The 24,399-nt window shown below is 63.5% G+C and carries 23 protein-coding genes; 11 read left to right on the forward strand and 12 right to left on the reverse strand.

Annotated features, from left to right (window positions below):
* Positions 1-176: 176 nt before the first annotated feature.
* Genes LMQ14_RS20365 through LMQ14_RS20375 form a run of 3 tightly spaced genes read right to left on the reverse strand, consistent with a single transcriptional unit; the run spans position 177 to position 2,789 of the window.
* Positions 177-569 carry a hypothetical protein gene (locus tag LMQ14_RS20365; protein WP_267731328.1) on the reverse strand — a complete coding sequence of 131 codons (393 nt, stop codon included), beginning with the start codon at positions 567-569 and terminating at the stop codon, positions 177-179.
* Positions 570-571: 2 nt separating this feature from the next.
* Entirely contained in the window at positions 572-2,476 is a 1,905-nt protein-coding gene (locus LMQ14_RS20370) for a hypothetical protein (protein ID WP_267731329.1), read from the reverse strand.
* A gap of 10 nt (positions 2,477-2,486) precedes the next feature.
* Positions 2,487-2,789 carry an RNA 2'-phosphotransferase gene (locus tag LMQ14_RS20375; RefSeq protein WP_267731330.1) on the reverse strand — a complete coding sequence of 101 codons (303 nt, stop codon included), beginning with the start codon at positions 2,787-2,789 and terminating at the stop codon, positions 2,487-2,489.
* 206 nt (positions 2,790-2,995) lie between these two features.
* Here LMQ14_RS20375 and LMQ14_RS20380 point away from each other — a divergent pair, with 206 nt between their 5' ends.
* A complete protein-coding gene (locus LMQ14_RS20380) occupies positions 2,996-3,805 on the forward strand; it encodes an SDR family NAD(P)-dependent oxidoreductase (protein ID WP_267731331.1) in 810 nt (269 codons plus the stop codon).
* On the opposite strand, the gene pstS is transcribed toward LMQ14_RS20380, so the two are convergent.
* The gene (gene pstS, locus LMQ14_RS20385; protein ID WP_267731333.1) at positions 3,802-4,926 is read right to left on the reverse strand and encodes a phosphate ABC transporter substrate-binding protein PstS; all 1,125 of its coding nucleotides are present in this window, start codon (positions 4,924-4,926) and stop codon (positions 3,802-3,804) included. The genes LMQ14_RS20380 and pstS overlap by 4 nt on opposite strands.
* Before the next feature lie 245 nt (positions 4,927-5,171).
* Here pstS and LMQ14_RS20390 point away from each other — a divergent pair, with 245 nt between their 5' ends.
* Positions 5,172-5,711: a restriction endonuclease gene (locus LMQ14_RS20390; protein ID WP_267731335.1), complete on the forward strand. Its 540-nt coding sequence runs from the start codon at positions 5,172-5,174 to the stop codon at positions 5,709-5,711.
* Between the two features lie 17 nt (positions 5,712-5,728).
* Here the strand turns inward: LMQ14_RS20390 and LMQ14_RS20395 are convergent, their stop codons facing one another.
* Positions 5,729-6,199, reverse strand: coding sequence for a CAP domain-containing protein (locus LMQ14_RS20395; RefSeq protein WP_267731336.1), 471 nt, complete (start codon positions 6,197-6,199; stop codon positions 5,729-5,731).
* Positions 6,200-6,363: 164 nt separating this feature from the next.
* On the opposite strand from LMQ14_RS20395, the gene LMQ14_RS20400 reads away from it, so the two are divergent.
* From LMQ14_RS20400 to LMQ14_RS20415, 4 genes are all read left to right on the forward strand, one after another.
* Positions 6,364-6,522: a hypothetical protein gene (locus LMQ14_RS20400; protein ID WP_267731337.1), complete on the forward strand. Its 159-nt coding sequence runs from the start codon at positions 6,364-6,366 to the stop codon at positions 6,520-6,522.
* 262 nt (positions 6,523-6,784) lie between these two features.
* Positions 6,785-7,219: an STAS domain-containing protein gene (locus LMQ14_RS20405; protein WP_267731339.1), complete on the forward strand. Its 435-nt coding sequence runs from the start codon at positions 6,785-6,787 to the stop codon at positions 7,217-7,219.
* Between the two features lie 416 nt (positions 7,220-7,635).
* Positions 7,636-8,571: an alpha/beta fold hydrolase gene (locus LMQ14_RS20410; RefSeq protein ID WP_267731340.1), complete on the forward strand. Its 936-nt coding sequence runs from the start codon at positions 7,636-7,638 to the stop codon at positions 8,569-8,571.
* Positions 8,571-9,722 (forward strand): fatty acid desaturase family protein, encoded by a 1,152-nt coding sequence (locus LMQ14_RS20415; RefSeq protein ID WP_267731342.1) that lies wholly within the window; start codon positions 8,571-8,573, stop codon positions 9,720-9,722. Before LMQ14_RS20410 ends, LMQ14_RS20415 begins: the two co-directional genes overlap by 1 nt.
* A 40-nt stretch (positions 9,723-9,762) precedes the next feature.
* On the opposite strand, the gene LMQ14_RS20420 is transcribed toward LMQ14_RS20415, so the two are convergent.
* Complete coding sequence (locus tag LMQ14_RS20420; RefSeq protein WP_267731344.1) at positions 9,763-10,950, reverse strand: AI-2E family transporter; 1,188 nt, start codon at positions 10,948-10,950, stop codon at positions 9,763-9,765.
* 212 nt (positions 10,951-11,162) lie between these two features.
* Between LMQ14_RS20420 and LMQ14_RS20425 the strand changes: the two genes are divergently transcribed.
* Together LMQ14_RS20425 and LMQ14_RS20430 are read left to right on the forward strand one after the other, a co-directional pair.
* A complete protein-coding gene (locus LMQ14_RS20425) occupies positions 11,163-13,274 on the forward strand; it encodes a catalase (RefSeq protein ID WP_267731346.1) in 2,112 nt (703 codons plus the stop codon).
* 76 nt (positions 13,275-13,350) lie between these two features.
* Complete coding sequence (locus LMQ14_RS20430; RefSeq protein ID WP_267731347.1) at positions 13,351-14,532, forward strand: zinc-dependent alcohol dehydrogenase; 1,182 nt, start codon at positions 13,351-13,353, stop codon at positions 14,530-14,532.
* A 124-nt stretch (positions 14,533-14,656) separates the two neighbouring features.
* Here the strand turns inward: LMQ14_RS20430 and tal are convergent, their stop codons facing one another.
* The 3 genes from tal to LMQ14_RS20445 form a co-directional block, all read right to left on the reverse strand.
* Entirely contained in the window at positions 14,657-15,775 is a 1,119-nt protein-coding gene (gene tal, locus LMQ14_RS20435) for a transaldolase (RefSeq protein WP_267731349.1), read from the reverse strand.
* A 117-nt stretch (positions 15,776-15,892) separates the two neighbouring features.
* Positions 15,893-16,177 (reverse strand): WGxxGxxG family protein, encoded by a 285-nt coding sequence (locus LMQ14_RS20440; RefSeq protein WP_267731350.1) that lies wholly within the window; start codon positions 16,175-16,177, stop codon positions 15,893-15,895.
* A 240-nt stretch (positions 16,178-16,417) separates the two neighbouring features.
* Positions 16,418-17,119, reverse strand: coding sequence for a GAF and ANTAR domain-containing protein (locus LMQ14_RS20445; protein ID WP_267731351.1), 702 nt, complete (start codon positions 17,117-17,119; stop codon positions 16,418-16,420).
* Between the two features lie 387 nt (positions 17,120-17,506).
* Between LMQ14_RS20445 and LMQ14_RS20450 the strand changes: the two genes are divergently transcribed.
* Positions 17,507-17,905, forward strand: coding sequence for a heme-binding protein (locus LMQ14_RS20450; protein WP_267731352.1), 399 nt, complete (start codon positions 17,507-17,509; stop codon positions 17,903-17,905).
* A gap of 93 nt (positions 17,906-17,998) precedes the next feature.
* Here the strand turns inward: LMQ14_RS20450 and LMQ14_RS20455 are convergent, their stop codons facing one another.
* A complete protein-coding gene (locus LMQ14_RS20455) occupies positions 17,999-18,595 on the reverse strand; it encodes an HD domain-containing protein (protein WP_267731353.1) in 597 nt (198 codons plus the stop codon).
* Between the two features lie 148 nt (positions 18,596-18,743).
* Between LMQ14_RS20455 and LMQ14_RS20460 the strand changes: the two genes are divergently transcribed.
* Positions 18,744-20,357 (forward strand): alpha/beta hydrolase, encoded by a 1,614-nt coding sequence (locus LMQ14_RS20460; RefSeq protein WP_267731354.1) that lies wholly within the window; start codon positions 18,744-18,746, stop codon positions 20,355-20,357.
* A 173-nt stretch (positions 20,358-20,530) separates the two neighbouring features.
* Positions 20,531-21,886 carry a serine hydrolase domain-containing protein gene (locus tag LMQ14_RS20465; protein ID WP_267735610.1) on the forward strand — a complete coding sequence of 452 codons (1,356 nt, stop codon included), beginning with the start codon at positions 20,531-20,533 and terminating at the stop codon, positions 21,884-21,886.
* A 166-nt stretch (positions 21,887-22,052) separates the two neighbouring features.
* On the opposite strand, the gene LMQ14_RS20470 is transcribed toward LMQ14_RS20465, so the two are convergent.
* Together LMQ14_RS20470 and LMQ14_RS20475 are read right to left on the reverse strand one after the other, a co-directional pair.
* Positions 22,053-22,559 carry an N-acetylmuramoyl-L-alanine amidase gene (locus tag LMQ14_RS20470; protein ID WP_267731355.1) on the reverse strand — a complete coding sequence of 169 codons (507 nt, stop codon included), beginning with the start codon at positions 22,557-22,559 and terminating at the stop codon, positions 22,053-22,055.
* A gap of 381 nt (positions 22,560-22,940) precedes the next feature.
* Complete coding sequence (locus tag LMQ14_RS20475; RefSeq protein WP_267731356.1) at positions 22,941-24,359, reverse strand: SDR family oxidoreductase; 1,419 nt, start codon at positions 24,357-24,359, stop codon at positions 22,941-22,943.
* Positions 24,360-24,399: the final 40 nt, after the last annotated feature.

Genomic DNA, 24,399 nt, shown 5'->3' on the forward strand with positions numbered 1-24,399 from the left:
CAATCTCGGCTTGAAGTTCCGCAGATTTACCATCCAGGCGTTCAACCACATCCCGCTCCCTTACCGGCCTCGAAACCCGCGTGGAATCCAAGCTGAATCAACAGAGGTTCGAGAGTGGATCGGACTTCCCGCCAAGAACTCTTGTGTCATATCCGGCCGCCCGTCACCTTGTCTCCCTATTCCGCAGCCGTCGACCGGAGTGCGTCATGGGCGGCCGCAAAATGCACCTTGAAGAGCGCCTCTAGCCAGGACATCACTTCGTTGTCGTCGGCATCGAGTCCAGGCGTTGCCAAGGCGTCATGCGCGTCGCTGAGCAGCAACATGAACTGCCATTTCTTTGATCGGTTCACCAAGCCGAATTCGTTCGGTGCATCGAGCGGTGCGAGCATGAAGTCTATCCCGCCATCCCGGGCCGACCAACAAATCTGGAGTTTGCAGTCTTGGCCGCGGTAGTAGACGGCCCATGCCGGGCGACCTCCGTAAATCTCGGTATCTTGTATCTCGTCAAGCTTGAAACCGGCACGCGACAACGTGGGCTCCAAAAACCGTTCCAGTTCAGCTGGTTTCATGGTTACCTGCCTCCTACATAAACCCATACGTTCCCGCGCTGCTCGTACCCGAACGCCGCAGCGTTGTTTTTCAGGAAGTTAATCTCAAGAGCTGAGTAAGATCGTCTCTGCACGTTGGCTAACTGTTCAACGCTATCGAATCCCTCAGGCAAGGCGAATTCGATGCGGGGCACAGCGTTCTCCATTTGACCGCGAAGGAACTCCTCGTTGACTTGCCATACAAGGCCCCGAGATTCAGATTCACCCAGTCCATAGGTCATCGCATCCCAGGCCGGGTCGCCGGTGCTGAAGAAGATTCCACCCTGACCCCTGGCTTCGCCAATGTAGCCTGCCTCCAAGCCACCGAATTTACCCAGAACAACCCGATCTGGATTGTCGCCAACGTAGTGAGTCGACATTTCCGCGACTTGCCGAGCGAGGTTTGTGGTGGGCTCTCCGTGCGTAAAGGCGAAATTGAGATCCTGCCCCGCTTCCCCCGCTAACGGGTGGAAAGGGATTTGGTGTTCGAAACCGACCGCCGTATGCGGTAAATGCGTTGGGCCATAATCGATTGCGGCCGCTGCGTCGATGTCGGCCAGTTTGCCTACGCCTGCGACTTCCGGACCGAAGAGCATCGCGGGCAAGGACACCGCGGCATCGGAGGCCTTGCCGCCCAGGTAGTAGGCCGCGCTCGGCGAGTTCAAGGCATTTTGCGCTTCGCCGATGACCGCCCCCGCTGGGTTTTGGACAGTCTCGACGGTGCCTTGGACCATTTGCTGCCACGCCTCGAGCGCGCCCGGCAGTCCGCGATTTCCTACGCCGAGAAGGTTGTGAACACTCTCTTCAGTTGCAAACCAGCGGTCACCGAATCCTTCGCCAAAGCCCGGAGGCGGCCCTGGCTTTGGCGCGGGAGGCATGTAGGGCGGAATTCCGCCCTGATCGATCCATCGCTGAGCACCGGCCACCGCTTCGTTCACGCGTGCCTCGATCTGATCCGGCGGCACGCCATCGCCAAGCATCACCTTGCGCAACAACGCCTTAGCGCTCTCCAACTCTGCTGGACTCGGCTGAGGCAGCGGAACCGGGCCAGCGGGCAACAGCATCTCGTTCAACGACCGCGGTTTGCCGGCTCGTGCGGGAACCAGCGGCCCCTTCGGAAGCGGCGTGCCGCCCGGCGCCACGGCTGCCGGAGCCGGTGAGTCCTTCGGCGGGGCACCACCGGGCCGCGCGTCCGCCGGCATCAACAGGTCTTGCCACGTCTTCGGCTTGCCGGCGGGAGTCGAGGGATCCTTCGGCGGAGCACCTCCTGGCGGAGCGTCCGCGGCGCCAGGAGGCAACAGCATGTCTTGCCAGGTCTTCGGCTTTCCCTCGGGCGAAGGCGGCCCTTGCGGCGCCGGAGCACCACCTGGCGCGGATCCGCCGGCATCCAGCGAGACAGCCCCGACGGCCGCGCCGATCGCGGTGGCCAGCTCGTGGTCGGCGGTGTGCGCATGCACCTTGCAGGCACTGAGCTCTCCCTGCAAGGTCTGCAGCTGGTTGAAGAGGTCGATTCGATTCGGCGGAATCCCCTTGGGACCAACGTCGATTCGCCAGTCCGGCGTGATGGACCAGCCGTTAGCCTGAGCGGCCCCTTCGATCTGATCCAGCTCGCGCTTGCACGCGCTCACGTCCGCCTCGGCCTGCGACACCGCCGCCGCCACCTGCCTGGATTCCGCGCCGTCGGCCTCGATGTCGCGGCGAATCTTGCCCACGTCGACGCGAAAAGCGTCCCCCGCCTCACCCTGCCAATCGGCCAGCACGTTGTGGGCCTGTTGCAGGCTCTCCCCCAAGCGCTGCAACGTATTAGCGCGCCCGGTGGCCGTCTCGAACACCGCGCGAATCGCGTTCAGATCCCAGCGCTTGACGTCGGCAGGGGTCAGCGACGCCACCCGGCTACCCCTATTCCCGCACCGACCTGAGCATGCTGGCCGAACCGTCCTCGTTCGTGGAGAAACCGACCATCGCTTCGGCGACGCTCGTCCCCAACCCACCCACCTGGAGCTTGTGTTGGCTGTGCCGGGCCTCCCACCGGGCCGCGAGCTGACCCAGGGCAAGCTGCGAGGACCCGATCCAACCCGGCGCGGCCTCGGCCAGCCCGTCTTCGTGTCCTACGAAGTCCATAGCGGCTTCGCCGAACCCGTTGAGCACATGGTTGCTACCAACGTGCAGCGCAACGAGGTCGACATTCAACTGATCAGCCACGATGACCCCCCTTCCGGTCCCCACACGGTGCCGTGAAGCTTAGCCCGTTTGGTGACGTCACGCCCTTCACCCTGGCTCGTCCGCCCTGGTGCTCTGCATGAGCGACCGTGACGGGTTCAATGGCGGAAAGCACAAGTCACTGACCCTGCTCGAGCAGCTGGGCCGTACGATTCGCACGCTGGACGGGAAGCGCCTTTGGAGGTTTCGTGAGTCAACACCATCCCCTTGACCGATACGCGGGTTCCTGGGCGCTGGTTACCGGCAGTGCCGGCGAGCGCGGGCTGGGCTTTGCTTATGCGCGCGAAATTGCCAGTCGCCGAATCAATCTCGTGCTCGTCGACATACTGGCAGAGGAACTCGAGGCCCGGGCCGCGGCGCTTCGAACCGAGTACGGCGTCGAAGTCCGCACTATCGCCGTCGATCTGGGCGACTTGTCGGTCTATCCCACAATCATCGACCAGCTCGCCGACATCACCGTCGACATCCTTATCTGCAATCACATGTTCACCCCGAAGGACACTCCCAAAATCCTGGACATGTCGTTGGACGTTCACAACGCCATGATCGATATCAATGCGCGCGGTTACGTAAACCTCATCTACCCCTTCGCACATCTGATGACGAGGCGGGGGCGTGGAGCCATCGTGATCGTTTCGTCGGGCGCCGGCCTCATTCCCGCGCCGTACACCGGCGCGTACGCCGCCAACAAGGCTTTTCAAACCGTCTTCGGTGAGGTGCTGTGGTACGAAACCCGCGGTACCGGCATTGATGTACTGGTCATGTCCGCCGGCCTGATGGACACGCAAGGCGACGCTTTATCGCAGTATCCGCGGTGGCAGATCGCCGACCCGCGAGACGCGGCGGCCGAAACGCTGAGGGCCATTGGCCGTAAGCATCTCGTCATGCCCGGACGCCCGAACCGCTTCGTAACTCTGCTCACCACCCGGTTGCTGCCACGTCGCCGCGCCGTAGTGACGATGGGGCGCTTCATGGAACGTGGGTTGGGGAAGGACTAGCTGGGGATCTTGGCGATCTGAGCGTCGGACAACTTCACGACCTCGCCGGGCAGCGGCCGAGCGAAGGTGTGAACGGAGTCCAGGAACGACGGGCTGCTGCCTTCGGTCACCGCCCAGTGGAGGAACGCCTGCAGCGTCTGTGCCGTGGCGGGATCCTTCTGGTTGCTGTACACGACCGCGTACAGGTAGTTGACGATCGGGTATCCGTCCGCGGCGGGCCCGTTGACCAGCGAGATCGCCTGGTTCGGCGGGGTCTGGGAGGCGAAGCTGGCGGCTTCGGCCTCAACGCTGTGAGCATCAGCCAGCAGGAAATTACCGGCAGCATTGCCCAATTGCGCCTCACCCAGTCCCTTCTGCTGGGCCACGTCGATGTAGCCGGTGCCGTGGTAAGTGACACAGCCGGGGCTCGCGGCACAGCCGTTCAGCATGCCCGCTTTGCCTTCGGCATCGTCTTCAATCTGCGCGCCCGGTACCGCGGGAAACTCGACCGTGGTGCCGACGCCGGGCGACTTGCCCCAGCCGTCGGGGTCTTGCTTCGCCAGGTATTGGGTGAACAGGAAAGTGTCGCCGGACCCGTCGGAACGGTGTAGCGGAATCACCGCGGTGGCAGGCAAGTTCACGCCGGGGTTGAGGGCTGCGATCTGCGGATCGTTCCAGGTTTTGACGGTGCCCTGGTACATCGCCGCCAGCACTTTGCCGTCCAGCTTGAGGTGGTCAGTGAGGCCGGGCAGGTTGTAGCTGACGTGCAGCGCCGACACGGCCACGGCGATGTTCATCAGCCCCGGGTGTGCGGCCAGGTCGCGTTCGGACAGGTAGGCGCCGGAGGCGCCGATGTTTACCTCGCCGATAGCCGCCTGCGCGATTCCGAAATCGGACACGGTGCCGTCCGTCGTGATCGTGACGTTCGGATATTTCAGGTGATAGGCCGCGGCCCACGCATCCATCAAGGGGTAGAGGTCCTTGGAACCGGTTTCCCACAGCGTCACCTTTGACGTCGGGGGCGCAGTGGCAATCGTCCGCGTTGGAGCCTGCGACGAACCGGCGGGTTTGCCCGACCCGCAGGCCGCGGCGACCAAGACCAGCGACACCACAGCGAACATCATGCGGAAACGAATCTTCACGTCCTCACCCTTGTTTTCGGCTACTTGCCGCACACGTACTGAGGCAGGCATCGACGACGTGCTCGACGTGCGGACCATACCCCTTCAGATTCTGCTCCGCCCTAGCCGCCAATGCGTCGCTCACCCGGGTGCGCAGTTCGACGCCGTTTTGTCGTCGCTCATCTCTATCATCGGCTCATGCATAGGGCGTTATCGATCATCGCCGCCGCGACTAACTTCCGGGGCCTGCCAGACATTTCCACTGCATGAAGACCGCGTTCGTCTTTCTCCCGCTCTACTTCGGGCTTCTTCTCGGTTTCTTCACACACCGCGTCGCACTGGGCCTGGTAGGTGCTTGTTGTGGCCTGCTTTTCGCGGGCTTGATACAACCGGCCTACCGTCGATCGCGGCGGCGACTGCGGACCTATGCGGGCATCGGGGAAATTGACGCGATGGAGGGCGTGGAGTTTGAAGACTACGTCGCCGCGCGAATGCAACGCGCGGGCTGGGAGGTCAGCTTCACCCCTGCGGTGGGCGACTACGGCGTCGACCTGATCGCGCAAAAGGACGGCCAGTATGCGGCGATCCAATGCAAGCGGCACGGCAAGACGGTCGGAGTCGCGGCCGTCCAGCAAGTGGTAGCGGGTGCGCGTCATCACGGGTGCACGCGGAGCATCGTGGTGAGCAATCAGGAGTTCACCACAGCCGCAAAGCAATTGGCCAACACACACGGCTGCCAATTGATTGGCCGCAAGGCGTTGCAGAGCTGGGTCCCCGCGCCCACAGTAAAAGCGTTGCGCGACTGAGGATTTAGATCAGGGCGTCAAGCGGCGAAGTCGCCGACGATCGTCATCTTGTTGCCATCAGAGGCGGTGGCGAAGCCGGCTGCGGTGTATGCGCAGTTCAGGATGATCGCGCGGTGTGGAGGGCTTTGCATCCACAAGTCGAGCGCTTGGCTCGGATTCGCGGCGGATCCGGTGCCCCAGAAGACGACCTCACCGCTGTAGGGGGTCCGATATCCCGCGTCCGTGATACGCACCTGCGGTGACGAGCCGTCCGAACCGATATGACCGTTCACACCGTTGCGCAGCATGTCGTTGGCATGCCGCTGCGCTGCTTCTGTCAAACGCGGGTCGTCGCCAATCGCGCCGCACCCTTCGCGAACCCGGCTGACGCCGCTGTACAGCGCGGTCCCCGAACCGTCGGCGCGCGCGGCAAAATTACCCGTCCCGGGCGCCGTTACGAACAAGGCGCCGAGCGAGAGCACGGCGATAACCTTGACTTTCATCGTCATGTTGCCTGCTGCCACGCATTGTTTTTCGGTCTTTGGCGGGCAAACGTTACCGTCTCGTGACCATGGAAGGTAGAGACCGGCAATCCGTTCGCTACGCGGACGCTCTACCAGGCAGTACGGCTTGACAGTGCCACTTAGTGGGAAAAGGAAACTGACCAGGAGTCATGGTCCTGGCTAGTAACTTCTCGCTGGGGCTACGACAGACGGAATCGATCGCGGTGCGCGCCCGCCAGTGCACGGCCAGGGCCCCGATCGTGGGCTGGGTGCCGGTGTCCGGCGAAGACGGACGGGCAATCGTGGCTGGACGAGATCCGCTGACATGAAACAGATTTCATGTCGGGCATGCCAGGCGCGAGCGTGCTATTCCGCTAAACAGTGGAGCGGGTACCCGCGTTCGCTACGCAAGTCACAGATGTGGGCTATTCTTGTCATGAGGTTGAGTTCACAGCCTGTGGACCGCCCGGTAGCGCATCCGCTAATTCTCCGCATTGATCACGGATCTTAACGACTGGCTTAAGCCTCCTTTCGATTCGATCGAAGCGAACCGAGCCCACCTTGAACCCACGATCGAAAAGAGAACCACAAATGATCGCTCCCCTCGCTCGGCACGCAGATAACTGCGGCTTTACGCCCGACAGTTCCATCGTCCATTGCAACGGTGCCCTAATGCGCGCTCATTGCCGCGACCAGGCGACCATCGTGAAGATCACTGGCGAGATCGACGCCACCAACATCGACCGCTTCTCCGATTACATCCGCCGCTTCACTGAAGGGGCAACCGGCCTGATCGTCGACCTCAGTGGGGTTGAGTTTCTTTGCGCCAGAGGGATTTCCGTTCTAGTCAGGCTCAACAACGACTGCCATATCACGGGAACCCGGTGGGCAATTGTAGCCAGCCCAGCTGTCAGACGGCTCCTACACATAGGTGTCCTGGGCGATGTGTTGCCTACGGTTAACTCCGAGCGCCAAGCTCTCAAAGCTGTTGCTAACCAAGGGATCACTGCCCTAGCGGCGTCATAATCACGAGCGTGATCGAAGGCCGAACCCAGCCCGCCGCTGGGTTCCCGCCCCGGTGAGCCTGAGGCTTACCGGGGCGGTTCGAATGAGGACTACGCGCCTTGACCGCACCACACATCCGTCGGCGGGCGCCTAAACGCCGAGAGAGCAATCTCTCACAAATCGAGCAAACACCGATCACGAGTAGAGCCGACACCGATTACGAGTAGAGTGAGCCCTGGTTGACAGTCCAGCCGGCCCGGAGCACGTCGCCCCTCCAGCGGCAGCGTGAGAGCAATCGCTCGCGACCGGGCAATTCGGTGTTTCCTCCTCGAAAGTTCACAATGCACGCGCGTCCTAAACGGACTGTCACCCGGCACTCCCCCACGCGGGAACCTGTCGGCTCGAAGGCTTCGACAGCTTCGACGGTGGAACGCCGGATGCCCCTTAACGACGGTGCGATCTCGTACACCAAGGCCGGAACCGGACCAGTGGTACTACTCATCCATGGTTTGGGCGGCACCCGCCGCACCTGGCAGCACCTAATCCCCGGCCTGGCGCGCACCCACACGGTGATCGCGCCTGATCTTCCTGGCCACGGCCTATCCGACCCGCCAGCCGGAGACTATTCGCTGGCCGCGCATGCCTGCACGATGCGTGATCTGCTGCTCACCCTGGGCCATCCTCGGGCGAACATCATCGGCCATAGCCTCGGGGGCGGTGTCGCACTCCAGCTCGCCTATCAATTCCCGGAACGCATCGAGCGCGTCGTCCTAATCAGCAGCGGCGGTCTCGGCGCCGAAGTCACACCCATGCTGCGGGCAGCGACCCTCCCCGGCGCGGACACCGTCGTCGCCGGGCTCAGCACGATCCCGGCCGCGCTCACCGAACGACTCTTCGGCGCCCTACCCGCTCTCGTCGGACACTCTGATACCCGCGTGCTCGCCGGCGCGCTGCGCGGGTTGACCGACGACCAGCAACGACAAGCGTTTCTGCACACTGCCCGCACCGTCGTACACCGTCGGGGGCAGACGGTTGGGGTCGGCCACCAACTGGGCCTCCTTCGGGAAATCCCGTTGCTGGTCGCCTGGGGCACGAACGACAAAACCATCGCCCCGCACCACCACGATGCGTTCGCCAAACGTGTCCCCCACGCGGTGACCGCGCAGATCCCCGACGCGGGACACTATCCGCACGAAACCGCTCCGGCACAGCTACTTTCGGCGATACAAACCTTCGTCGCCGCGACCCAGCCGTTCCGATACGTCGAGAACAGATGGGTGCAGCTGCTTTCCTCCACCGAGCTGGCTGACACCCGCCACCCCGCGACCCCGCCCAGGCATGTCGCTTCCTGCGACCACCAGGTACGGCAGTGATGGCGATTTCAGACGTAGCCGAATACGCCCACCTGAGCGCCGCAGACGTCGAGGCGCTCGCCCTCCAATTGGACGCTATCCGTCTCGAGATCGAGGAATCGCGCGGCGCCAGCGACAGGACCTACATCCAGCGCACCATCGCGTTTCAGCGCTGCCTCGACGTCGCCGCCCGCATCGCGATCGCGACCAGCAGAACCAGGCCCGGGTGGATGCTGGGAACGCTCGCTCTCGCAGCGGCAAAGAGCATCGAGAACATGGAACTGGCCCACAATATCGGCCACGGCCAATGGGATTGGATGAATGACCCCGAAATCCATTCCACCACTTGGGAATGGGACATGTCGGGGCCGTCATCGCAGTGGAGGTACTCCCACAACTACCGGCATCACGTCTTCACCAACGTCGTCGGTATCGACGACGACCTTGGCTACGGCGTTCTGCGGGTCACCCGTGATCAACAATGGAAACCCAGCAATCTGATGCAACCGCTGCGCCATCTGGTGCTGGCGCTGGTTTTCGAATGGGGTGTCGCGCTGCACGGGTTCTACTCTGAACGAGATCGTGCGCAGACCGACGCCGAGAAGTCCGCTTGTGCACGGGATCTGCGCGGAAAAATGGTGCGTCAGGCGGTCAAAGACTACCTGTTGTACCCGGTGCTCGGAGGGCGGCGCTGGCGGCGCGTCCTAGTCGGGAATGCGCTGGCCAACACGCTACGCAACCTTTGGGCATATGCGGTGATCTGCTGCGGTCACTTCGCCGACGGAGCCGAGAAGTTCACCCCTGAGACCCTGGAAGGCGAGACCAAGCCGCACTGGTATCTACGACAAATGTTGGGCAGCGCCAACTTTCACGCTGGACCGGTGCTCGCGTTCATGAGTGGAAACCTCTGCTACCAGATCGAACATCATCTCTTCCCCGATCTGCCCAGCAATCGCTACGCTCAAATCGCGAGCCAGGTGCAGGCCATCTGTGCCGCTTACGATTTGCCCTACACCACCGGCTCGCTGCCCCGGCAATATTTGCAAGTGCTGCGCACAATCGTCGAACTGGCTCTCCCCGACCGGTCTTTGCGCGCCAAATCCGATGACGCTCCCGAGACCGCGTCCGAGGAGCAAATTCGCTGCGAATTCTCGCTGACAACCACCGTCTGAATCGCCGCGACCCAGCGAGAGGCCGTCGCGGGGGGCGCCCTTAAAGCTTGTCGAGTCGGGGAAAAAGGATTTCCTGCGCCAAGAGCTGCAGAGCGGCTGCGATCGGAATAGCAACGAGAGCTCCGACAATCCCCAGTAGTGAGCCACCGATCAAGGCGGCCACCACCGTCATGAGCGCCGATACCTTGACCGCTCGCCCGATGATCTTGGGCACCAAGAGATAGTCCTCGGCGAGGCGGAACACCACGAAGAACACGATGGTTCCGACACACACCGGAAGTGACATAGTGAGCGCGACGGCCGCGACGACGACACCGGCGATGGTCGACCCGACGACCGGGATCAAGTCGAAGACGGCCACAAAGATGCCCAGCAACAGCGGGTAGGGAACTGAAAAGGCCATCAGCCAAATGAAGGTGGCGACCCCGGCGATGATCGAGATCAACACGTTGCCTAGGACGTAGGCGCCCACCTTGGCGAAGACCTCGTCGCCGATGAGGATGGCGCGGGGTCGCCGGCTGTGTGGCACCAGCCGGTACAGGGTGGTGCGGATGCGGGGCATGTCGACCAGGAAGTACACCGTCAACACCGCGACTATGAGTATGTCGGCAACTGCTTCGAAGACGGCGGTTCCCGCACTGACCACATCGTTGAGGATCGACCCACCCGAGCCGTTGACGCCGTCGGTGATCCGCTGCTGCAGATGGAAGCGGTCGTTAAGCTTGCCGACCGCCGAGGAGTGGTCTTGGGCCTGCTGAACGTAGTGCGGCGCTTGGTGTATCAGCTCGCCCGCCTGTTGGGCAAGCGGAGGAATCGCGGCACCGACGAAGGCGCCCAGCAGCGCCAGGAAGATGGCGAACACAAGCGTGGTCGCCGCCCACCGCGGCAGCTTGTGGTTGACGAACCAGGAGGCGGCCGGTTCAAGACCGAGCGCAAGAAAGAACGCGACCCCGATGAGGACCAGGATCGAGGACATGGATTCCAGGACACGGACCGCCCCGTAGGTAACGGCGACACCGGCGGCCGCTGCCATCCCGACGAAAAACGGGGATCGCCGGTCGAAGCGGCGTCCCGGCCGGCCGAGGGGCTCCTCGTCGGAACTCATTTCGGCAGCCATCGTTTCCGCCTCGGCGACGGGACCGTCCTGCTGGTGCGGTTGGGCGACCAGATCGCGATCTACCTCAGTGTCGCGGCCCTCGGTAATGAGATCGTTTTTAACTCCAGCCATTGGCGCCTCCGCTAATCCGTCCGCCGACAAACTCCGCAGTCGCCGAGTACCCGTTTCCCGAGCGGCGAACAGGTGAGTTTCGATCGGGTGCACGTCTTGTGCTTGCGTTCCTGTTATCGGGGTATTCGCCAACGGACGCAGAAAATTCGGATGTCCGACAGCGCGGCTACCGAATCGTCTCCTTTTCAACGCCCACATCGCCTGGAGAACGCATGCCCGCACCACGTAAGCCCGACCAGTCCAGTCCAAAGGTGACCAGTCCGACCGGTGTCACCAACGGCCAGAAGCCCGACATCGATCCTCGGGCCCAGTCCGGTGAATTCCTGACCACCGCGCAGGGCCTGCGGCTGCCCGACACCGATCACTCGTTGAAGGGCGGAGACCGCGGTCCGACGTTGTTGGAGGACTTTCATCTGCGGGAGAAGATCACCCACTTCGATCACGAGCGCATCCCGGAGCGCGTCGTGCACGCCCGCGGGGCCGCAGCGCACGGCGTGTTCGAATCGTATGGCACCGCGAAGTCGGTCACCAAAGCGGGATTCCTCGGCAAGAAGGGCACGAAAACCGATGTCTTCACCCGCTTTTCAACCGTTCTAGGTTCGCGGGGTTCGGCCGACACGGTCCGTGACACCCGAGGGTTTGCGGTGAAGTTCTACACCGAGGAGGGCACCTTCGACCTGGTGGGCAACAACATTCCCGTTTTCTTCATCCAGGACGGTATCAAGTTCCCTGACATCATCCACGCTGCCAAGCCTCAGTCTGATCGGGAAATCCCCCAGGCGCAGTCCGCGCATGACACCTTCTGGGACTTCGTGTCGCTGCACACCGAGGCCACCCACCACGTGTTGTGGAACATGAGCGATCGGGGTATCCCGCGCTCTTACCGGACGATGGAGGGGTTCGGAGTGCACACCTTCCGGCTCGTCAGTGCCACCGGAGAAACGAGCCTGGTGAAGTTCCACTGGAAGCCGGTCGCCGGAGTGCATTCCTTGGTGTGGGAAGAGGCGCAGATCGCCGCTGGGTGCGACCCGGACTTTCACCGCCGCGACATGGCCGACGGCATCGAGGCCGGCGCGTTCCTCGAGTTTGAGCTCGGTATCCAGGTGATGCCCGATGACGGCAGCGACAGCTTCGAAGGAATCGACCTGCTCGACCCGACCAAGCTAGTTCCTGAGGAGCTTGCCCCGGTGCAGCTGATCGGGAAGATGACCTTAAATCGCAACCCCACCAACTACTTTGCCGAAACCGAACAGGTCGCCTTCCATACCGGCAACCTGGTACCGGGTATCGAACCCACCAACGATCCGCTTATGCAGGCCCGATTGTTCTCCTACCTGGACACCCAGCTCACCCGGCTCGGCGGCCCGAACTTCGCGCAGCTGCCGATCAACCGGCCACACTGCCCGGTCAATGACATGCTCCGCGACGGGATGCACCAGACCGCCATCCACACCGGGCTGGCTCCTTACCACCCCAACAGCATCGACGGTGACGAGCCGCTGCTGGCCACCGAGAAGGACGGCGGATATGTGTCCACCCCCCGGGTGATCAAAGGATCCGCGGTACGCGCACAGCCAGCCTCCTTCGACGACCACTTCTCTCAGGCGACGATGTTCTACCGCAGCCTGAGCCCGATCGAACAAGCCCACGTGGTGGAGGCGTTCACCTTCGAATTGGGCAAGGTCTACGAGCGGGACATCAAAGAGCGCGAACTGCAGGTGCTGGCCAACGTCGACACAGATCTGTGCGAACAGGTGGCCGCGGGTCTGGGTTTGGCGGCCCCGAAAGGCAAGCCCGCGGAGGACGTCGTCGTTTCGCCGGCGTTGGTGCAGATACTTGCCGAGCCCGGACCGATCGATGGACGCAAAATCGGCATCATCGCCGATGCGGGCTCCGACCTCGCCGGCGTGTCGAAGGTGGTGAAGTCGGCCGCCGGGCTCGGTGTCACCGCGCTGGTGATCGCCCCCGTCGGTGGCGTCTTGAAGGCTGGTCGTCGCAGCGTCACGGTGGACCGGACGCTGTTGACGGCGCGGTCGATCGAGTTCGACGCGCTCGTCGTGGCCGACGGTACGACCGCGACCGCCGATATCAAGCTGGTTGTCCTGCTTCAGGAAGCGTTCCGGCACTGCAAGGTAATCGCGGCGTGGGGCGACGGCGTCGCAATCCTGAGCGCGGCGGGGATCACTCCGGCGGACCCCGGGATAGAGATCGCCGACACGGTTGACGCGGCCTTCACCGCCGCGCTAGCCGCCGGATTGGGACTGCACCGCGCTTGGGACCGGGCCGGCCTGGTGATGACCTCGGCCGCGCCCCCAGCCGGCTGAGCAAGCCGGCGCGGACGCCCCGCAGAATGCTTACAGGACTTAGCAATTCACTCTGATGCCTTAGGAGACACTTGACATGAAGGCAGTCACCTGGCACGGCAAGCGCGACGTTCGCGTAGAGACTGTGCCGGATCCGATCATCGAAGAACCCACGGACGCGATCATCGAAATCACGTCCACCAACATCTGCGGGTCCGACCTGCACCTGTACGAAGTGCTAGGCGCCTTCATGAATCCCGGCGACATCCTGGGCCACGAACCGATGGGGATCGTCCGCGAAGTGGGTCGCGATGTGAACAACCTGGCGGTCGGCGACCGGGTCGTGATCCCGTTCCAGATCTCCTGCGGCAGTTGCTATATGTGCGACCAGCAGCTCTATACCCAATGTGAGACCACGCAGGTCCGCGACCAAGGGATGGGTGCTGCTCTATTCGGATACTCCGAGCTCTACGGCAAGGTCCCCGGCGGACAGGCCGAACTGCTTCGGGTGCCACAGGCTCAGTTCACCCACATCAAAGTGCCTGAGGGGCCGCCGGATTCGCGATACGTCTACCTGTCCGACGTCCTGCCGACCGCGTGGCAGGCCGTCGCCTACGCCGATATCCCTGACGGCGGGTCGGTGACCGTGCTCGGTCTCGGGCCGATCGGCGACATGGCTACGCGCATCGCCGCGCGCTTGGGCTACGACGTCATCGCGGTCGACCGGGTCCCGGAACGATTGGCCCGAGCCGCGGCCCGCGGCTACCGCACCGTCGATCTGGAACAGGCCGGTGACAAGGTCGGTGACCTGATCCGCGATCTCACGCACGGCCGCGGCACCGACTCGGTGATCGACGCTGTCGGGATGGAGGCGCACGGATCACCGGTCGCCAAGCTGGCCCAACATGTGACGGGCCTGCTGCCCGACGCATTGGCAAAACCGATGATGCAGAAGGCAGGTATCGACCGCCTCGGTGCGTTGTATTCCGCGATCGACATCGTCCGCCGCGGCGGCACGATTTCCTTGATTGGGGTGTACGGCGGAATGGCCGACCCCATACCGATGCTCACCTTGTTTGACAAGCAAATCCAGTTACGAATGGGTCAGGCCAACGTCAAGAAGTGGGTGGACGACATCATGCCGCTGCTGGTTGACGACGACCCGCTGGGTGTCGACAGCTTCGCCAGCCACACCCTGCCCTTGGCCGAGGCGTCGCACGCCTACGAGATCTTCCAGAAGAAGCAGGACGGCGCGGTCAAGATCATCCTTAAACCCTGAGCGGGAAACGCCCTGTGCTTCAGTCGAATTCGCTCGCCTGGTGTTGTGAATTAATGTTCCCCTAAAGCCTACGCCGCCGGGATTGCCCCCAGCGTCACGGGAATCGCCATGTCAGATGTACGAACTACCGGCCCGCAGCGTCGAGCTGGCCTTGGGTCGCCTGCAGCAACTCCTCCCAGGACCTCTCGAATTTCTCGACCCCGTCGTTCTCCAGCGCCAGGAACGCATCACGCAGGTCGATACCGACGGCCTCGAGGTTGTCGAACACCGACTGGGCGGCCTCGGATGTCCCGGTGACGCTATCGGCGGTAATGACTCCGTGGTCGGCGACGGCGTTAATCGTCTTCTCCGGCATGGTGTTAACGGTGTTCGGGCCGATGAGTTCGGTGACGTAGAGGGTGTCGGAGTAGTCGGGATTCTTCACACCGGTCGATGCCCACAGCGGGCGCTGCACCCGAGCTCCATCACCCTTGAGAGCTTCGTAGCGGTCGCCACCTTCAAAGACCTCTTGGTACGCGGCGTAGGCCAGTCGGGCGTTGGCCACCCCGGCTTGGCCGCGCAGCGCCACAGCCTCACTTGTGCCGATGGCTTCCAGGCGTTGGTCGATTTCGGTGTCCACCCGGGAGACGAAGAATGATGCGACGGAGTGGATGGTGGACAGGTCGTGTCCCGCCGCTTTGGCGGTTTCCAAACCGGCCAAGTAGGCGTCCATCACGAGCTTGTGCCGCTCGACGGAGAAGATCAGCGTGACGTTGACCGAGATGCCTTGTCCGATCACGGCGGTGATCGCCGGCAGGCCGTCTTCCATCGCGGGAATTTTGATGAACAGGTTGGGCCTGTCGACGATCTTCCACAGCTCGACGGCTTGCGCGATGGTTTTGTCGGCATCGTGCGCGAGCCGCGGATCGACCTCGATGGAGACTCGGCCGTCGACACCGTCCGAGGCCTTCCATTGCGGCGTGAGCAGGTCGCATGCCGAACGCACGTCATTGGTGGTCACCGCGCGAACGGTCGCCTCGACGTCGGTGCCGTGCTTCGCCAGTTCTGAGACTTGAGCGTCATAGGCGTGACCCTGGGACAGAGCTGCCTGGAAAATCGACGGATTGGTGGTCACGCCGACGACGCATTTCGTGTCGATCAGCTCGGCGAGGTTGCCGGACGACAATCGCTCTCGGGACAGGTCGTCCAGCCATACCGATACCCCGGCCGCGGATAGAGCGGCGAGGTTGGGGTTCTGAGTCATCTTCGTTACGTGCCTTCCTAGCGACGAGAACTGTTGTATTACAGGTATTTCCGCTCAACCAGTCAAGCCCCCGCCAGAGCGTGACGCTGCTGGCGGGGGCGACACTGAACGCAGGAGCTACGCGACCCGCCCGCGTGTTGCGGCAGGTCCGGCGACGACACCGGTGTCAGCGTGGTTGCGGCGCTTCAGTCCGGCGAGTCCGAACAAACCCGTCAGGCCGAGAAGCCCCCACAGCCCTGTCTTGTCGCTGTGTTCTTCGGTGTTGTTGTTATTGCTGTTGTCCGCCAACGTCGTTGTGGTGGACGAAGGCATTGGTGCACTGGCTACGGTGGCGTTAGCAACGCCTGCCCCGCCGAACAACAGGGCCCCCGAGGCAGAAATTACCGCAATGGTCTTACGCATGTTTACTCCTGACTGGTTTTCTCGATCGACAACGAGCTGGGCTGACCGAGAGCGAATTCGCGAACCAGTGTGTTCTAGTCCATGCGAAGGCGATGGAAGCAAAACTTCAGCATCGCAATGGATAACGTACCCAGCGAGAGGCTGCCGAAACGCACCACCGAGGCAGTTTTCGCCGCGTCGCCGCTGTTGAAGCCTATCTGGCGCTGGTGGTGGACCAAAGCGCCAGCGCTGTCGGAGGATTCAGTTGCTGTCGTTGCGCGTTTCTATGACACGGTTGGCAACTTCGGCAAGTTTGGTTTGACTCTCCTGCGATAGCAGTCGCAACATCTCGAACGCACGCACGTCATCGACGCCGTAACGCTCCATGATGATGCCTTTGGCTTGACCAATACGGTCTCTGGTCGACAACGCCACTTGCATCTGCTCGCCGTGACGCGTGGCCAAAATCCCTGCGGCACCATGGGCGGCAAGCACTGCGCCGGTGGTCTCGGCATCGGTGTCCCAGGCGTTGGCCCTGAACGAAAACAAGTTCAGCGCGCCGGCCGTGCGGTCTGCGGTGTACAGCTTGAAAGACAGGCCACTCAGCACGCCAAGCTTCACAGCCGCAGGTGCATACCGTGGCCAGCGCGACTCCGTACGGAGATCGTCACTTCGCACCACCGTTTCCTGAAGAGCGGCCTCGGCGCAGGGCCCTTCGCCGAAATCGTGCTGCAGCCTGTCGAGTTCGGCAGCCAAACCGGCGGTATCTGCCAAAGACTCGAAATCTCCGCCCTTTTTCACGAGCAGAATTCCCGAAACATCGGCTCCTGGTATTAGCTCCACGGCCGTCGCGGTTACATCGTTGAGTATCTGCTCGAGAGTGCGAGGCGCGGCAATCATGCGTGCAAGCTCGGCCATCCGCACAGCGAGGTCGTGCCGGCGGGTCGGGTTGGAAGCGTCCATGTGATCCGTTTACCCACGATTTAACCGGCAACGCGACCAGCCATCGGAAACTCATCGACGGATGCCACGGGAGCACGTGCACTTCGGGCCTCTGTCACGGCACCGTGATGCGCCGCCTGCAGGTCACGGGTTCATTACGATCAACATTGCGGTTTCGTAAGGAGCTCTTCGTCTTTCTAAGAAATCTCAGCAAATGGTGAGCATATTTTGTTGTGCGCGTGACACATGGGCCCGCTGTGGTGGCGGCAGCCCGCGTTAAGTGGCGATGAAAGGTTCGCGTGTTCGTTCCATGCGAACGCCGCCTTATCTGCTCCCGCTACTTTGGATTCCGGGACGAGCAGTGTTCCCGGCAATCAGTCCAGATCAATGCGAAGGACAACACTGATCATGAAAATCAGCAGTATCGTCGCGCGCCGGCAGCTAGCCGGCGTCAGCGCCGGGTGTCTGCTCGGGGGAATGGCGATGGGGATCGCCGCTGCACCGCTGGCGGCCGCAGCACCTGACTGCAGTCCCAGCGGTGTGAACGCCACCGTTTCCTCAGCGACCGGCTCGGCACAGCAGTACCTCGCCGGGCATCCGGAGGCCAATCAGGTGGTCATGGCGGCCTACGGCCAGCCGGCTCCACAGGCCGCGTCCAGCCTGCGCGGCTACTTCACCGCGCATCCGAACGAGTACTACGACCTGCGCGGCATCCTGGCGCCGATCGGCGACACCGAACGGCAATGCAATGTGACTGCGCTGCCAGCAAATCTAGAGTCGGCCTACCACGAGTTCATGGCTGGCTGATCCCGCCCCGAGCGACCCGCCACGATGCTGTGGCGGGTCGTTCTGCGTTGGGGTGCAACGCATTACGGACGATCTAATACCGCCACCGAGGCCTCAGCGATCGACCCCTTCATGACCGGAGCGGACCAGCGCGTTGCCGGGAAGCAGAAACCCGGGCAGCTCGAGCTTTCGGACCGCCCGTAGCGCCCCTGAAGGGACTACCCGTTTGAAGAAGACACCGGCGTCGAACGCAGTGCGTACTTCCTTGACGTAGGAACTCGGGATGCCGAATCGGATCAGGCCTTGGCTGACGTCGACGAGGTCAGCCCGCCGAAAGGTCTCTACCAGCGCTGCGTGGGGTCGGGCCGGACCGTACCTGGAGAGTCGATGATGTTCGGCAATGACGAGCGCCAGTTCGTCGGACCAATTCTCCCGGCCGGTCTCTCGCAGCCACGCGTCCTGCGTCTCGATCGACGGCACTAGATAGTCGAGCGTGTCGAACGCGGCCAGGTCATGAAACGCTGCGGCGATCGCGAGCTTGTCGTCGCGGTCGGGTACGGATGGAGCGAGCGCGCGGGCGAAGTTCACGATGCGGTAAACGTGCGCTTTGTAGGCGTCGTAGCCGGCGTCGTCGCCGCGAGCGTGCTGGCGGTGAGACTCGAGGATCTCGTCGGCCAGGGGCAAGCTGCGGAGAATCTCCGGCGTGGTCACGGCTTGAGCGTACGTGCGGTCCCGCCGTCCTCCACTGGTCATACTGCCGGGAATCGAAACCGACGCGTTAACACCGGGTCAAAACGTCCAACTCTTTTTCGGGTCGATGACGCTACGCAAGCGTCCCCTATATGTGAGCATGTCCGGCGTGGGCACGCATCGATCGACTCGACTCGCGGGTTGGGCATGCGGTATGGGCCGCGCCGGCAGGGCAAGGGTCGCGCTGGCGGTGATGCTAGCGATGTCGAGCGCGGCCTGCGGGTATTCGAATTCACCCCCTAACGCCAGCCCGTCGTCGGCGGCGGCGCCGACCACGGTGGCCCATGATCCGGCACAGTATTCGGCGGGCCCTTGCCCGGCCACGCCGCAGCCCGTCCCCGAACTGCAACGGGCGCACTGCGGGGTGCTGGTGGTTCCCGAGAACCGCACCAAGCCCGGCGGGCGCACTCTGCGGTTGCCGGTGGCCGTCATTCCCGCGGAAACCCAGCCGGCGGCCGCGGACCCGATCGTCTTCCTTTACGGCGGGCCGGGCGGGGACGCGATTCTGAATGCCCCCGGCTCCGAGGGTCCTAGCTTCAACCACAATCGGGACATCATCCTGATGTCGCAACGCGGCACCCACTCGGCGCAGCCCTCGCTGACCTGTCCGGAACTCGATCAGTTCATCGCTCGCCGAGTGGGTTTGGTATACGACGCTCCGTCGACCGGCGACGAATATGTGAAGGCCGTGAAGGCGTGCCACGACCGATTGGCCGGCGGCGCCGACCTGTCCGCATTCAATTCCATCGAGAGCGCCCATGACCTGATCGATCTGCGCAACGAGCTGCACATCAATCAATGGAATGTGTTCTCGCACTCCTACGGCACCGAGCTGGCATTGATCTACGCCCGCATGGATCGACAGGGCATGCGGTCCTTGGCTCTGGACGGATTGACACCGCCCTCACTCGCATCGCCAGCGTGGACCTGGGGCAGCGCGCGAGAAGCATTCGACAACATGATGAGTGCGTGCACAGTGCAGCCGGCGTGCCAAGCGCGCTATCCCGGACTTGGCGACGCCATCATCGGGCAGCTCAATCAACTTGAGGCACATCCGGTTACCACCACCGTCAAAGTCGACGGAGTTGGTGACACCAAGGTGGTCATCGACGGTGGGGCTTTATTCAGCAGCTGGCTGGTCCCCCTGGGCACCCACTTTCCTGCTGACGTGCCTGCCGCGATTGACGAACTCGCGCACGGCAATCCGACGCGCATCGCTCAGCGTCTGGCGAATACCTATGCCAATCCCAATGCCGTCGGGATCATGGCTTGGGGCCTCACCCTCAGCGTCTGGTGCAGCGAGTGGATTCCGTTCGAGTCCGAAGCCGACCAACTCCAAGCGGCCCGGCATAGTTTTGCCGCGTTGCCCGACTCGATGCGGGCCCAGGCGCCGCAACTGCCCTTTTTGCGCAAGGCGTGCGAGGCATGGAACGTGCCCGCGGCCTCCGAATGGGTCCGGGGGGTCACTGACAGCGACGTCCCGGCGCTAGTGCTGTCAGGCAGCTACGACGGGCAAACGGGAGCTGCGTCGGGTCAGTATGTCGCCCAGCGTCTTTCGCATTCCACCGTGGTGACGGTCCCGGGCGTTGCGCACGGGATCTACGTCGATCCCTGTGGAGCCGCGGTCGTCAATTCGTTTTTCGACAATCCAGGGCGGCCCGACACCGGCTGTGTCAACACGACACATCCGCCGGACTACTCCGTCAATCCCCCGCCATCGTGACGCCGGCACCGCAGGCATCGCGGCGCGCCGTGCTGGGTGGGGCCCTAGCGGGAGCCGCGGCTCTGGCACTGTCGTCGTGTTCGTCTAAGCCGTCATCCGCGCCGACGACCAGCAGCACGGCGACCGGCCTCAATGCGTCGTTTGACGAGCTGGGCGCCAAGATCAACGCGGGCATGAAGGCCTACGCGATTCCGGGTGTCGCGGTTGCGATTTGGACCGGCGGGCAGGAATACGTCAAGGGCTACGGCATCACCAATATCGACCATCCGACACCTGTTGACGGCGACACTGTCTTCCGAATCGGTTCCACCACAAAGACATTCACTGGTACGACGATGATGAGGTTGGTAGATCAGGGCAAGGTGGATCTGGACGTGCCGGTGCGCCACTATATCCCTGACTTCGCGGTGGCCGACGCGTCCGTCGGCGCCACGGTGACGGTGCGCCAACTGCTCAATCACACCTCAGGCTGGAACGGTGATGATGTGCAGGACTTCGGGCGCGGCGATGACGCGCTGACGCGCTACGTCGGCTCGATGACGCGACTAACGCAGCTGACTCCTCCCGGCAGCGTCTTCGCTTACAACAATGCAGGTTTGGTGGTGGCGGGGCGGATCATCGAGCTGGTCAACGGATCGACGTACGAGGCGGCGGTGCAGGACTTGCTGCTCGACCCGCTGCAACTGGGCCGCACGCACTACTTCTCAGATCAGATCATCGGCCTCAACGTCGCGGCGGCGCACAATGTGGTCGACGGCAAAGCGGTTGTCGACACCGACTTTTGGGCCTTCCCCCGCAGCTGCAACCCCACCGGCGGGTTGATGTCCACCGCGCGAGACCAGCTGCGCTACGCGCGGTTTCACCTCGGCGACGGAACGGCACCCAATGGCACCCGGCTGCTGAGTCAGCAAGCGCTGCTGGCGATGCGCTCGAACCCGGGCGCCGGCGGAACACTGCAGGTAGAGCTCACCGGGATGGGCGTGACGTGGATGCTGCGGCCCTCCGCCGAGAACGTGACCATCGTCCAGCACGGCGGCACCTGGAGCGGGCAGCGGTCGGGATTCTTCCTGGTGCCCGATCGCAACTTCGCCATGACCGTGCTCACCAACTCCGAGAGCGGATCCCAGCTGACGACCGACCTTTTCGCCGGCGACTGGGCGTTGCACAGCTTCGCCGGGATCACCAACCTGCCGGCATCACCGCGACATCTCAGCGACGCCGATCTGACACCCTATCTAGGGCGGTACATCGCCCAACAGATCACCGAATCGGGCGACCTGGAGCAAGCTGTCATCGACTTCCGGGCAGGGGACGGTCAACTCGTCGGCATCATGGGCGATGGCAAGGCCAACAACGCCCCGGACGACCAGAACAGCACCAAAATGGGCCTCACCTTCTATCGGCCCGACTACGGACTCGACCTCGGAGCCGATAACAAACCCACAGGTACGCGGTCCAATTTCGTTCGCGGCCCGGACAACAACGTCGCCTGGTTCCGCTACCACGGACGCCTGTTCCGACGCCAGTAGAAGTGAGGCGGAGATGGCGGACGGGCGATGTTTGACCTGATCGTGCGCGGTGCCCGCTTCGGCACTGCCGACGGGCTGCGATCGCCGAGCTTGCGCAGCCGTTATGGGGCCTCAAGGCCGGGCGTATGACCTTCCGGCGCGAGCGCCCGATGCTGCTGCCGCCGGGTTAGTGGCCGGCCTCGATGGCGGCAACAGTCGCCGCCGCATCGGACCCACAGATGTGTTGGAGGTTCACGGGTCCCACGGCCTGTAGATCGTTGATGCGCCGCTTGAGATCCCCCGACGAAAGATGGGCGTACAGGTTTGCGCCCGGACATGACGTTGCGGCCAGGTCGCGGTGGCCAGCCAGGGTGTCGGTGGCGATGTGAAAGGTTTGGGTGGCCCAGGCGAACGCCAAAGCGGCCGAGTGGAGTTGGGCCTCCGGGACGACTTCTTGGTCGAAGTCTCCTTCGCAGAGGACCAAGAAGTGGCCTGTCGTGTCGTAGTCCGTTGCGGTGTCACCCGCGATCTGTGGCGTGCGCAGTTCGTAGATGTTGCCGTCGCGGTCGATGCCGACGTGATAGGCGATGTCGACCCATCCCTTTTGGTCTTGGTGGTAGCGCTGATCTTGGCGGAGGCGCCCCGGGGCGTTGCGGTTGTCGCCGAGGACGACGGCCTCGTGATGCAGGGTCATGCGAGTGATGGTGTGCGACCTCCCACCGGGGCGGGCGGGACGAGCACCCCAGGCATCCCGGCACAACATCTCGGCCGACGCTGCGCTTACTGCGCGCGCGGGTGCGGACGTTGGCGCAGCAGACGAAAGCGCGGGCGCGATCGGCGAAGGCGGCGCCCCTGGCAGACTCGGGCGAGGGGCGAAACCGGCTACCGATTCCGAGCACCCGCCCACGAGCGCTGCGGCCCCTGCGCCACCGACCAGCCGGAGCAACCCTCGCCGGCTGATCGGCTCGGGGCCGGCGCCGCGCCGACCGGAAGAGACAGTGTCCACTACGGACACCATACGAAGCTCCCACGGCCGCCGGGGATGCAACGGCGAAACGCGACTGACCCCGACCAGCTACCAGTTGCTCGGCGAGTAATCCTTCAGGAAACAGCCGCGCAGATCTTCGCCGGCCTCCCCACGAACGATCGGGTCGTACACGCGGGCGGCACCGTCGACGAGGTCGAGCGGGGCGTGAAACCCCTCCTCGGCTAGCCGCAGCTTCGTCGGGTGTGGACGCTCGTCGGTGATCCACCCCGTATCGACGGCGGTCATCAAAATGCCGTCCTGCTCTAGCATTTCGCCGGCGCTGGTGCGGGTGAGCATGTTCAGGGCGGCCTTCGCCATGTTGGTGTGCGGATGCCCCGGACCCTTGTATTTGCGGCTGAACTGCCCCTCCATCGCAGACACATTCACGACGTACTTGCGGCGGGCAGGTGAAGCGGCCATCGCCGGACGCAGCCGGCTCACCAGAATGAACGGCGCGGTCTGGTTGCACAGCTGAACCTCGAGCAGCTCCATCGGGTCGACCTCGTGCACGCGCTGAGTCCAACTGTTGATGGCTGCGATATCGGGCAGCAGGCCACCGGCGTCGATTGCGGTGCCCGCCGCGATCCGGTCCGGCGACGCGCTTCGAGCGGCGAGGGCCAATTCGGTTACGGCGTGCGGAGTTTGGTGCTCTGCGAGGCTTCCGGCAAGTGCCGCGGGATGGGCGTCGCTGACGCGGTCGAATGTGATCACGTCGACGAGTTCCGGCGCCGGGGTGCGCTCGGCCTCGACGAGCGCCGCGTACGAGCCGGGGGCTCGGCGAACTGTCTGAGCGGCGTTGTTAATCAGGATGTCCAGCGGGCCCTGCCCGGACACGGTGTCCGCGAGCGCGACGACCTGAGCCGGGTCGCGTAGGTCGATGCCCACGACGTGTAGCCGATGCAGCCAGTCGGCGCTATCGGGCATCGTGGCGAAGCGGCGCACGGCGTCGTTCGGAAAGCGGGTGGTGATCGTCGTGTCGGCGCCGTCGCGGAGCAGCCGCAGCGCGATGTACATGCCGATTTTGGCGCGGCCACCCGTGAGCAGGGCGCGCCTACCGGTGAGGTCGGTGCGCGCATCGCGCTTGGCCCGGTTGAGCGTGGCGCACCCCGGGCACAGCTGGTGGTAGAAGGCGTCGACCACCGTGTAATGGTTCTTGCAGATATAGCAGGCGCGTGAGCGGCGCAACGTGCCCGCGGAAGCGCCGATCGCAGTCGACACCAACGGCAGGCCCTGAGTCTCGTCGTCGATGCGGCCGGGCGCGCCGGTCGCGGTAGCGGCGACAACGGCGCGGTCAGCGGCTGCCACCGCGTCGCGCTTCGCATCGCGGCGGGCCTTCTTGACTGACTTGAATATGTGCGCCGTGGCCCGACGCACCGTGACGGCATCGGGGTGCTCGGGCGGCAACGACTCGATGTCGGCCAGCACCTGTAGGCAAATGTCGAGCTTGTCGGGGTCGATCGCGTTCACGTGGGAAGACTACGGCGTTCGTCGTGTCAGCCGCATACGG

Origin of the sequence: Mycobacterium sp. Aquia_213, assembly GCF_026625985.1 — a bacterium.
In the GTDB taxonomy this organism is placed as follows: domain Bacteria; phylum Actinomycetota; class Actinomycetes; order Mycobacteriales; family Mycobacteriaceae; genus Mycobacterium.

Excerpts from the sequence above, each read along its gene's own strand:
- LMQ14_RS20365 (WP_267731328.1), bottom strand. The coding sequence starts at position 569 with ATGAAACCAGCTGAACTGGAACGGTTTTTGGAGCCCACGTTGTCGCGT.
- LMQ14_RS20390 (WP_267731335.1), top strand. The coding sequence starts at position 5,172 with ATGAAGACCGCGTTCGTCTTTCTCCCGCTCTACTTCGGGCTTCTTCTC.
- LMQ14_RS20395 (WP_267731336.1), bottom strand. The coding sequence starts at position 6,199 with ATGACGATGAAAGTCAAGGTTATCGCCGTGCTCTCGCTCGGCGCCTTG.
- LMQ14_RS20400 (WP_267731337.1), top strand. The coding sequence starts at position 6,364 with ATGGTCCTGGCTAGTAACTTCTCGCTGGGGCTACGACAGACGGAATCG.
- LMQ14_RS20405 (WP_267731339.1), top strand. The coding sequence starts at position 6,785 with ATGATCGCTCCCCTCGCTCGGCACGCAGATAACTGCGGCTTTACGCCC.
- LMQ14_RS20410 (WP_267731340.1), top strand. The coding sequence starts at position 7,636 with ATGCCCCTTAACGACGGTGCGATCTCGTACACCAAGGCCGGAACCGGA.
- LMQ14_RS20415 (WP_267731342.1), top strand. The coding sequence starts at position 8,571 with ATGGCGATTTCAGACGTAGCCGAATACGCCCACCTGAGCGCCGCAGAC.
- LMQ14_RS20420 (WP_267731344.1), bottom strand. The coding sequence starts at position 10,950 with ATGGCTGGAGTTAAAAACGATCTCATTACCGAGGGCCGCGACACTGAG.
- LMQ14_RS20425 (WP_267731346.1), top strand. The coding sequence starts at position 11,163 with ATGCCCGCACCACGTAAGCCCGACCAGTCCAGTCCAAAGGTGACCAGT.
- LMQ14_RS20430 (WP_267731347.1), top strand. The coding sequence starts at position 13,351 with ATGAAGGCAGTCACCTGGCACGGCAAGCGCGACGTTCGCGTAGAGACT.
- tal (WP_267731349.1), bottom strand. The coding sequence starts at position 15,775 with ATGACTCAGAACCCCAACCTCGCCGCTCTATCCGCGGCCGGGGTATCG.
- LMQ14_RS20440 (WP_267731350.1), bottom strand. The coding sequence starts at position 16,177 with ATGCGTAAGACCATTGCGGTAATTTCTGCCTCGGGGGCCCTGTTGTTC.
- LMQ14_RS20445 (WP_267731351.1), bottom strand. The coding sequence starts at position 17,119 with ATGGACGCTTCCAACCCGACCCGCCGGCACGACCTCGCTGTGCGGATG.
- LMQ14_RS20450 (WP_267731352.1), top strand. The coding sequence starts at position 17,507 with ATGAAAATCAGCAGTATCGTCGCGCGCCGGCAGCTAGCCGGCGTCAGC.
- LMQ14_RS20465 (WP_267735610.1), top strand. The coding sequence starts at position 20,531 with ATGAAGGCCTACGCGATTCCGGGTGTCGCGGTTGCGATTTGGACCGGC.
- LMQ14_RS20470 (WP_267731355.1), bottom strand. The coding sequence starts at position 22,559 with ATGACCCTGCATCACGAGGCCGTCGTCCTCGGCGACAACCGCAACGCC.